The 11267-nt window shown below is 36.1% G+C and carries 1 protein-coding gene; it reads left to right on the top strand.

Annotated elements, in window-relative coordinates; genetic code table 11:
* On the top strand, positions 1–11267 hold an 11267-nt coding region (locus CHRY9293_RS17705; protein WP_162034195.1), incomplete at both ends, for a non-ribosomal peptide synthetase.

Here is an 11267-nt window from a genome sequence, read left to right as displayed (position 1 = left end):
TGTATTTCTGAAGACTCTCTCCGATCATAAGGTATCTTATATGCATTTTACACCTTCCGTATTAAAAGGGATTGATGTCACAAAAGTTAAGAGTTTACGAATATTAAATTCAGGAGGAGAACATTTAGCCGATGATTTATATAATCGATTACAAAATAAACAATTTAGACTGGTTAATTCCTATGGCCCAACAGAAACAACAGTTACTTCTATCGTTAATACGGGAAATGGCTTCCATAACATAGGACGTGCTATAGCAAATACGACAACCTATGTCTTGGATGAATACTTACGTCCAGTTCCTGTTGGAGCGATAGGAGAATTGTATATAGGAGGAGTCGGTTTATCGAGAGGATATTTGAATCTTTCTGAACTTACGAATGAAAAGTTTATATCTAACCCTTTCCAAAGTGAAGAAGAAAGAGAAAAAGGTTATAATGGACGTATATATAAGACTGGAGATTTAGGGCGTTATCTTCCGGGAGGAGATTTGGAGTATATAGGTAGAAACGATTTCCAGGTAAAGATCAGAGGATTTAGGATAGAATTGGGAGAGATAGAGAATGGTTTATTGAGTTATGAAGGGATTCGTCAAAGTATTGTACTGGCAAAGGAGAATAGTTCAGGGTTAAAATACTTAGTAGGTTATTATGTATCTGATACAGAGGTAAATACTGACGATTTATCTCTGTATTTATCAGGATTACTTCCAGAGTATATGGTTCCTTCTGTGTATGTTCATTTGGAAGAACTTCCTCTTACAATTAATGGTAAGTTAGATCGTAGAGCGTTACCTGAACCTAACTTCACAGGAGATAAAGAATATATAGTACCAGAGACTTCTCTTCAGCGAGATCTGGCAGCAATTTATAGTGAAGTATTGGGCTTACCTGTAGAAAATATCGGTTTACATGATGATTTCTTTCGATTAGGAGGAAATAGTATTATGGCTATTAAGCTGATTAGTAAAATACATCATTATTTAGATTTAAAGGTTAATGTAGCGATGGTATTTACTCATAAGACTATCTTTGGATTAGCAGTAGTATTAGAAGGTTTAGAGTTAGGAAGTCATAAAATGATACCTCGTATTAAGGTTAGCCACCCTGAAGATCAACTATTATCTTTTGCTCAGGAAAGGCTATGGTTTATTGATCAGTATGAAGGAGGAAGCTATGCATATAATATTCCTATGGTTTTTGGTTTATCTTCCAAGGTTGATCTTAGCATTTTAGAAGAATCCTTTAAAGTTCTTATATCAAGACATGAGATTCTACGTACATTGATTTTAACTAATTCAGAAGGAGTAGGTTATCAATATGTAAGTGATCATGAGTTTAGTATCAGAGAAACTGAGGTAACTCGTTTTGAGGAGTTAGAAGATTCAATCGCTAATGTAGTAAGCAGAGTTTTTGATCTTTCCCAAGAACTTCCTATTTCAGTTTGTGTATTCAATGAGAAAGAAAAAACTAAAAATAATAAAACTAAGAAAAAGCAGGATAACCAAAATAATATTGAGATTACTTCTTATATCAGTATAGTAATTCACCATATAGCTTTTGATGGTTGGTCTAGTGATATCTTTTTAGAAGAACTACATGTTATCTATAGGGATTTGTTATTGGGTGATCCGGTTTCTTTACCCTCGCTTCCTATTCAATATAAAGATTTTGCTTTATGGCAAAGGGGTTATCTTCAGGGAGAAGTATTAGAAAAACAATTGGATTATTGGAGGACTAAACTTTCGGAAGTAGAGCCTCTAAACCTTCCTTTAGATTATGCTCGTCCTTCGGTTATTTCTTATGAAGGAAATACAATACGTTTTAGTATTTCAGATACTCTAGGTGAAGACCTTCGATTCTTGTCTCAAGACTTAGGAGTGAGTTTATACAGTGTAATGCTGGGAGGATATTATTTGCTATTATCTTCTTATTCCGGACAAAAGGATATAGTATTAGGTACTGTGGTAGCTAATCGTCATCATGCAGGTTTAGAGGATCTGATCGGCTTTTTTGTCAATACCTTGGTCCTTAGAGAAGAGATTGACTATGGAGTATCAGTAAGGGACTTTATTTTGCAAGTTTCGGATTCTGTATCTCATGCTCAGATGCATCAGGATGTACCTTTTGAGAAATTAGTAGATGAATTAGGAGTAGTTCAGGATGTATCTCGTCATCCTCTATTCCAGGTGATGTTTGGACTGCAGAGTTTTGGAAGTGAAGCAAAGAGGATGTATGGAGAAGACTCTTTGTTTCAGGAATTTGAAGGAAATGTTTCTTATGATGTAGCGAAGTTTGATTTAAGTGTGATGATTAATGATGGAGGAGATTCTCTGTCAGGAAGCTTTAATTATGCTACCCATCTATTTAAAGAAAGTACGATTGATCATATGATTAAGACGTATGTATATCTTTTAGAGCAGATGGTATATCATCAAAAAGATAATAGATCTGAGTTAAAACTTGAAAATCTATCTTGGATAAGAGAAGAAGAGTATAGTGGAGATGGGATCTTCTCCAATCTTTTGGGCTCCTATTCAGAATATGATACCATGGTTACAATTCATGAGTTATTTGAAAGACAGGTGGAGAAGACTCCAGATCATATTGCTTTGGTATATGAAGATATAAAGTTAAGTTATAGAGAGCTTAATGATAGATCAAACCAATTGGCTCATTATTTATTACAAAATTATCAGATTAAGCCCGATGAATTGATCCCTCTATGTTTAGAAAGATCAGAGCAGATGCTGATCGGAATCTTAGGAGTTTTGAAATCAGGCGGAGCTTATGTTCCTATGGATCCTGGTTATCCCATGGATAGAATAGAGCATATTCTGGGAGATACTAAGGCCAGACTGGTACTCGTTGAAGAAAATACAAATGACAGATTATATAATTATAAGAAATTAGTAGAGAGAGAAGCAGAATCCTCAAATCTAAGTATCATAAGTCTAAATGCTTTAAATATAGTAGACTCTTTGAGTACTTGTTCTACGGATAATCCGAATACAGAAGTAAGTTCAGGTGATTTATCGTATGTCATTTACACCAGTGGCACAACAGGAAAGCCAAAAGGAGTGATAATAGCGCATAGAAATGTGGTTAATTTAATTGAGCAGCAGTCTATTCTATTTAGCTTGAATACAGTTCATTCTTATTCCCATCCACAGAAAAGAGCATTATGGTATGCCAACTATGTTTTTGATGCTCATGTATGGGATGTTTATTCCGTTCTTTCGTTTGGCCATACCTTACATCTAATAAGTAAAGAAATCCAAATAGATTTAAGTTTATTACATACATATATAGTTGAAAATAGGATCCAGATAGCTACGATTCCTCCTGTATTACTTACTACAGAATTAATTCTTCCTTTGGATACCCTTATTGTAGCAGGAGATACTACTCATCCGGAAGTAATGGAATATTATAGAAGAGAAGGAGTTGATTTAATCAATGCATATGGTCCTACCGAGTCCACGGTATGTGCTACTTATCATCATTATCATGAGGATGGTAATGCTCTTAATATAGGTCAACCTATTACCAATATAACAACTTATGTACTGGATGAATACTTACGTCCAGTTCCTATAGGAGCCGTAGGAGAATTGTATATAGGAGGAGCCGGTTTATCAAGAGGCTATTTGAATCTTCCAGAACTTACAGAGGAACGTTTTCTCTTGAATCCTTTCCAGAGTGAAGAAGAGAAAGCAATAGGTTATAATGATCGTATGTATAAGACAGGGGATTTAGTATGTTATCTTCCGGGAGGAGATTTGGAATATATAGGCAGAAATGACTTCCAGGTTAAGATCAGAGGATACAGGATAGAATTAGGAGAGATAGAAAACGCCTTATTGAGTTATGAAGGTATTCGTCAAAGTGTTGTACTGGCAAAGGAGAATAGTTCAGGCTTAAAATACTTAGTAGGTTATTATGTATCGGATGTTGCGGTGGATCATGAAGACTTATCTATGCACTTATCAGGCCTTCTTCCGGAGTATATGGTTCCTTCTGTGTATGTTCATTTGGAAGAACTTCCTCTTACAATTAATGGTAAGTTAGATCGCAGGGCTTTACCAGAACCTAGCTTCACAGGAGATAAGGAGTATATTGCTCCAATGACTGTTCTTGAAAAACAATTAGCAGAGATCTATGGAGAAGTTTTAGGTCTACCAGTAGAAAGTATCGGTTTACACGATGATTTCTTCCGTTTGGGAGGAAACAGTATTATGGCTATTAAACTGATTAGTAAGATTCATCAAGGATTAGACTTACAGGCCAGTGTAGCGATGGTGTTTAGTCATAAAACGATCTTTGGATTAGCAGGTGCACTTGAAGGTTTATCAATTGATATTGTAGAGATGATCCGTCCTATAGCAGTTCATCATCCTGAGCAGCAACTTTTATCTTTTGCTCAGGAGCGTTTATGGTTTATTGATCAGTATGAAGGAGGAAGCTCTGCGTATAATATTCCTATGGTTTTCGGATTATCTTCCAGGATTGATCTTAGCATTTTAAAAGAATCTTTTAAAGTTCTTCTATCAAGACATGAGATTCTACGTACTTTGATTGTAACCAGTTCAGAGGGAGTAGGATATCAATATGTTAGTGATCATGAGCTCAGTATTAAAGAGACTTATGTGGAGAGTTCTAAGCAGTTAGAAGATCTTATATCTCAAGAAGTTAATAGAGTTTTTGATTTGTCCCAAGAACTTCCTATTTCAGTTTGTGTATTCCATGAGAAAGAAAAGACTAACACTAATAAAACAAAGAAAAAGCAGGATAATCAAAATAAGAGTGAGATTACTTCTTATATCAGTATAGTAATTCACCATGTAGCTTTTGATGGTTGGTCTAGTGATATCTTTTTAGAAGAGCTGGGTGTTATTTATAGGGATTTGTTATTGGGTGACCCGGTTTCTTTACCCTCGTTACGAATTCAATATAAAGATTTTGCTTTATGGCAAAGAGGTTATCTTCAAGGGGAAGTATTGGATAGACAGTTGGATTATTGGAAGACTAAACTTTCGGAAGTAGAACCTCTAAACCTTCCTTTAGATTATGCTCGTCCCTCAGCTATTTCTTATGAAGGAAATACAGTACATTTTAGTATTTCAGATACTTTAGGAGAGGAACTTAGACTCCTGTCTCGAGACTTAGGAGTTAGTTTATACAGTGTAATGTTGGGAGGGTATTATCTGCTATTATCCTCTTATTCGGGACAAAAAGATATTGTATTAGGCACTGTGGTAGCGAATCGTCATCATGCAGGCTTAGAGGATTTGATCGGCTTTTTTGTAAATACCTTAGTCCTTCGAGAAGAGATTGATTATGGAATATCAGTAAGAGATTTTATTTTGCAAGTTTCAGATTCAGTATCTGAGGCTCAGATGCATCAGGATGTACCCTTTGAGAAATTGGTAGAAGAGTTGGGAGTAGTTCAGGATGTATCTCGTCATCCTTTGTTCCAGGTAATGTTTGGCTTACAGAGTTTTGGAAATGCTACTAATCAAAAATATGTTGGAGACTCTTTGTTTCAACAAATTGAAGAAAGGCTGAGTTATGATGTAGCGAAGTTTGATTTGAGTGTTATGATAGATGATGATGGAGAAAGTTTATCGGGAAGTTTTAATTATGCTCGAGGATTATTCAAGGAAAGTACGATTGATCATATGATTAGTACGTATGTATATCTTTTAGAGCAGATGGTATGCCATCAAAAAGAAGTTGGCTCAAAGTTACGACTTGAAGACTTATCTTGGGTAAGAGAAGAAGAGTATAGTGGAGATGGAATCTTCTCCAATCTTTTGGGTACTCATTCAGAATACGATCCAACTTCTACCATTCATGAATTATTTGAGAGACAGGTAGAAAAGACACCTGATCATATAGCTTTGGTGTATGAAGATGTAAAGTTAACGTATAGAGAGCTTAATGAAAGATCTAATCAGTTAGCTCATTATCTTTTAGAAACATACAAAATCCAGCCAGATGAATTGATTCCTCTATGTTTAGAAAGATCTGAGCGGATGCTGATCGGAATCTTAGGAGTCTTGAAGTCAGGCGGAGCGTATGTTCCGATGGATCCAAGTTATCCTATGGATCGAATAGAACATATTCTGGGAGATACTAAGGCTAGACTGGTACTCGGGGAAGAGAATACAAAAGATAGATTATATGATTATAAGAAATTAGTAGATACAGAAACAGAATCTTCAAATCTGAGTATTATAAGTCTGGATTCTTCAGAGATGAAAGCTGAACTGAGTACTTGCTCTAGGGAGAATCCCAATACAGAAGTAAGTGCAGAAGATTTATCCTATGTTATTTACACCAGTGGCACAACAGGTAAGCCTAAGGGAGTAATGATAGAACATAAGAGTGTGGTTCGTTTATTCGGTGCTACGGATCACTGGTATGGATTTACGGATAAGGATGTATGGAGTTTATTCCATTCGTATGTTTTTGACTTTAGTGTATGGGAGATGTGGGGCGCCTTACTTCATGGAGGAAAGCTATTGATTCCTAGCTTAGAACAAACCAAAGATTTACATCTTTTCTTTGATGTATGTCATAGAGAAGGAGTAACGGTATTAAATCAAACTCCCACAGCCTTCTATCAATTTACAGAAGTCGCTTTATCTAAAGATATAGAACTCTCTAGCCTTCGTTATGTCATATTTGGAGGAGAGGCTTTGAACTTTGCTTCTTTGGAACCTTGGTATGGTCGTTATTCTGAGGCTCCTCTTTTAATCAATATGTATGGTATCACCGAAACGACAGTTCACGTGAGCTATAGAGCCCTTGACTCAACAGAATTAGGAAATGCTTCTATCATAGGAACTCATATTCCGGATCAACGGATTTATGTGTTGGATGAGTATTTACGCCCAGTACCCGTAGGAGCCGTAGGAGAATTGTATATTGGAGGTAGTGGTTTATCAAGAGGTTATTTGAATCTTGCTGAGCTTACCTCAGAGCGTTTTCTATTGAATCCTTTCCAGAGTGAAGAAGAGAAAGCAATAGGTTATAATGATCGGATGTATAAGACGGGGGATTTAGGCCGTTATCTTCCGGGAGGAGATTTGGAGTATATAGGTAGAAATGATTTTCAGGTAAAGATCAGAGGGTATAGGATAGAGCTTGGAGAGATAGAAAACGCCTTATTGAGTTATGAAGGTATTCGTCAAAGTGTTGTACTGGCAAAGGAGAATAGTTCAGGGTTAAAATATTTGGTAGGTTATTATGTATCGGATGTTGCGGTGGATCATGAAGACTTATCTGTGTATTTATCAGGATTACTTCCAGAGTATATGGTTCCTTCTGTATATGTTCATTTGGAATCACTTCCTCTTACGATTAATGGAAAGTTGGATCGCAAGGCTTTACCTGAACCTAACTTCACAGGAGATAAAGAGTATATCGCTCCAACGACTGTTCTTGAAAAACAGTTAGCAGAGATTTATAGCGAGGTGTTAGGTTTACCTGTAGAAAGTATTGGTTTATATGATGATTTCTTCCGTTTAGGAGGGAACAGTATTATGGCTATTAAACTGATTAGTAAGATTCATCAGGGGTTAGGTTTACAGGCAAATGTAGCGATGGTATTTAGCTATAAAACGATCTTTGGATTAGCAGGAGTACTTGAAGGTTTAGAATCAGGAGTTAGTGAAATTATCCGTCCTATAGCGGTTCATCATCCTGAGCAGCAACTTTTATCTTTTGCTCAGGAGCGGCTATGGTTTATTGACCAGTATGAAGGAGGAAGCTCCGCGTATAATATTCCTATGGTTTTTGGATTATCTTCCAGGATTGATCTTAGCATTTTAGAAGAATCCTTTAAAGTTCTTCTATCAAGACATGAGATTCTACGTACTTTGATTGTAACCAGTTCAGAGGGAGTAGGATATCAATATGTTAGTGATCATGAACTTAGTATTAAAGAGACTTATGTGGAGAGTTCTAAGCAGTTAGAAGATCTTATATCTCAAGAAGTTAATAGAGTTTTTGATTTGTCCCAAGAACTTCCTATTTCAGTTTGTGTATTCCATGAGAAAGAAAAGACTAAAACTAATAAAACTAAGAAAAAGCAGGATAACCAAAATAAGAGTGAGATTACTTCTTATATCAGTATAGTAATTCACCATATAGCTTTTGACGGTTGGTCTAGTGATATCTTTTTAGAAGAGCTGGGTGTTATTTATAGGGATTTGTTATTGGGTGATCCGGTTTCTTTGCCCTTGTTACGAATTCAATATAAAGATTTTGCTTTATGGCAAAGGGGTTATCTTCAAGGTGAAGTATTGGATAAACAGTTGGATTATTGGAAGACTAAACTATTGGGAGTTGAGGCTTTACATCTTCCTTTGGATTATGTGCGTCCTACACGGCTTTCTTATGAAGGACATACAGTATGTTTTAATATCTCGGATACTTTAAGCGAAGACCTTCGATTCTTATCTCGAGACTTAGGAGTTAGTTTATACAGTGTAATGTTGGGAGGGTATTATTTGCTATTATCCTCTTATTCGGGACAAAAGGATATAGTATTAGGTACTGTGGTGGCTAATCGCCATCATGCAGGCTTAGAGGATCTGATCGGCTTCTTTGTAAATACCTTAGTCCTTCGAGAAGAGATTGATTATGGAGTATCAGTAAGAGACTTTGTTTTGCAAGTTTCAGATTCAGTATCTGAGGCTCAGATGCATCAGGATGTACCCTTTGAGAAATTGGTAGAAGAGTTGGGAGTAGTTCAGGATGTATCTCGTCATCCTCTATTCCAGGTAATGTTTGGCTTACAGAGTTTTGGAAATGCTACTAATCAAAAATATGTTGGAGACTCTTTGTTTCAACAAATTGAAGAAAGGCTGAGTTATGATGTAGCGAAGTTTGATTTGAGTGTTATGATAGATGATGATGGAGAAAGTTTATCGGGAAGTTTTAATTATGCTCGAGGATTATTCAAGGAAAGTACGATTGATCAGATGATTAAGACGTATGTATATCTTTTAGAACAGATGGTATGCCATCAAAAAGAAGTTGGCTCAAAGTTACGGCTTGAAGACTTATCTTGGGTAAGAGAAGAAGAGTATAGTGGAGATGGGATCTTCTCCAATCTTTTGGATACTTATTCAGAATATGATACCACGGTTACGATTCATGAATTATTTGAAAGACAGGTAGAAAAGACACCTGATCATATAGCTTTGGTGTATGAAGATGTAAAGTTAAGCTATAGAGAGCTTAATGATAGATCAAACAGGCTGGCTCATTATTTATTACACAATTGTAAGATCGAACCGAATGAGCTTATTCCATTGTGTTTAGGCAGATCAGAACAGATTCTTATAGGTATGTTGGGAGTCTTGAAGTCAGGCGGAGCTTATGTTCCGATGGATCCAAGTTATCCTATGGATCGAATAGAACATATTCTGGGAGATACTGGTGCAAGAGTTGTACTCGTTGAAGAAAATACAAAAGACAGATTATATGACTATAAGGAACTAATAGATATAGAAACAGAATCTTCCAACCTGAGTATCATAAGTCTGAATGGTTCAGAGATGAAAGCTGAACTGAGTACCTGTTCCACAGTAAATCCAAGAACTCAAGTAAGTTCAAGTGATTTATCTTATGTTATTTACACCAGTGGCACAACAGGTAAGCCAAAGGGAGTGATGATCGAGCATACTAGTATGGTCAACTTTGTATGTTGTATGATAGACTCTCACAGGCTTACAGAGTATACCCATGTAGGTTGCTATTCTAATTATGTCTTTGATGTTTTTGTGAGTGAATCTTTCCCTGTTCTTTGTCATGGAAATACGTTGTGGTTGTATAGTAATGAACTTAGAAAATCGGTAAAAGATCTTAATGAGTATATCAAAGAACATGATATCGAAGTGTCGTTTATTCCCCCTGTTATCTTAAGAGATCTTATTCCAGATACGAGTCTTCAACTGATATTGGTAGGAGGAGAAGCTTTCCCGGATATTAGAGACTTGGCTCATGATCATATTATTTTAATTAATGAATATGGACCTACAGAAACAACAGTATGGTCTACTTATCATCATTATGATAATGATAATAATGCACTTAATATAGGTAAACCTATAGCCAATACCACAACTTATGTATTAGATGAGTATTTACGTCCGGTTCCGGTTGGAGCTGTAGGAGAATTGTATATAGGAGGAGCCGGTTTATCAAGAGGTTATTTAAATCTTGCAGAGCTTACAGCTGAGTGTTTTCTATTGAATCCTTTCCAGAGTGAAGAAGAGAAGGCAATAGGTTATAATGGACGTATATATAAGACGGGAGATTTAGTACGTTATCTTGCTGGAGGAGATTTGGAATATATAGGCAGAAATGATTTCCAGGTTAAGATCAGAGGCTATAGAATAGAATTAGGAGAGATAGAGAATAGGTTATTGAGTTATGAAGGAATTAGACAGAGTGTTGTATTAGCTAAAGAACATAGTTCAGGATTAAAATATTTGGTAGGTTATTATGTATCTGATACTTCATTTAATCCTGAAGACTTATCTGTATATTTATCAGGATTACTTCCGGAGTATATGGTTCCTTCTGCTTATGTTCATTTGGAATTATTCCCCATGACACTTAATGGTAAATTGGACCGCAGGGCTTTACCAGAACCTAACTTTACAGGAGATAAGGAGTATATCGCTCCAACGACTGTGCTTGAAAAACAATTAGCGGAGATCTATGGCGAGGTTTTAGGTTTACCAGTTGAAAGTATTGGTTTACATGATGATTTCTTCCGCTTGGGAGGGAACAGTATTATGGCTATTAAATTAATTAGTAAGATTCATCAAGGATTAGGTTTACAGGCAAATGTAGGGATGGTATTTACTCATAAGACTGTCTTTGGATTGGCAGGAGTACTGAAAGATTTAGACTTAGAAGGAGGTGATATGATTCGTCCTATAGTGGTTCATCATCTTGAGCAGCAACTTTTATCTTTTGCACAGGAGCGTTTATGGTTTATTGATCAGTATGAGGGAGGAAGCTCAGCGTATAATATTCCTATGATTTTTGGATTATCTTCCAGGGTTGATCTTAGCATTTTAGCAGAATCTTTTAAAGTTGTTCTGTCCAGACATGATATTCTACGTACTTTGATTGTAACCAGTTCAGAGGGAGTAGGGTATCAGTATGTGAGTAATGAGGAGTTCAGTATTAAAGAGACTTATGTAGAGAGTTCTAAGCAGTTAGAAGATCTTATCTCTCAAG

Origin of the sequence: Chryseobacterium potabilaquae, from assembly GCF_902728265.1 — a bacterium.
Lineage (GTDB): Bacteria > Bacteroidota > Bacteroidia > Flavobacteriales > Weeksellaceae > Chryseobacterium > Chryseobacterium potabilaquae.
Note: the sequence above shows the minus strand (reverse complement) of the source record. Positions and strands in the feature narration are given on the sequence as shown.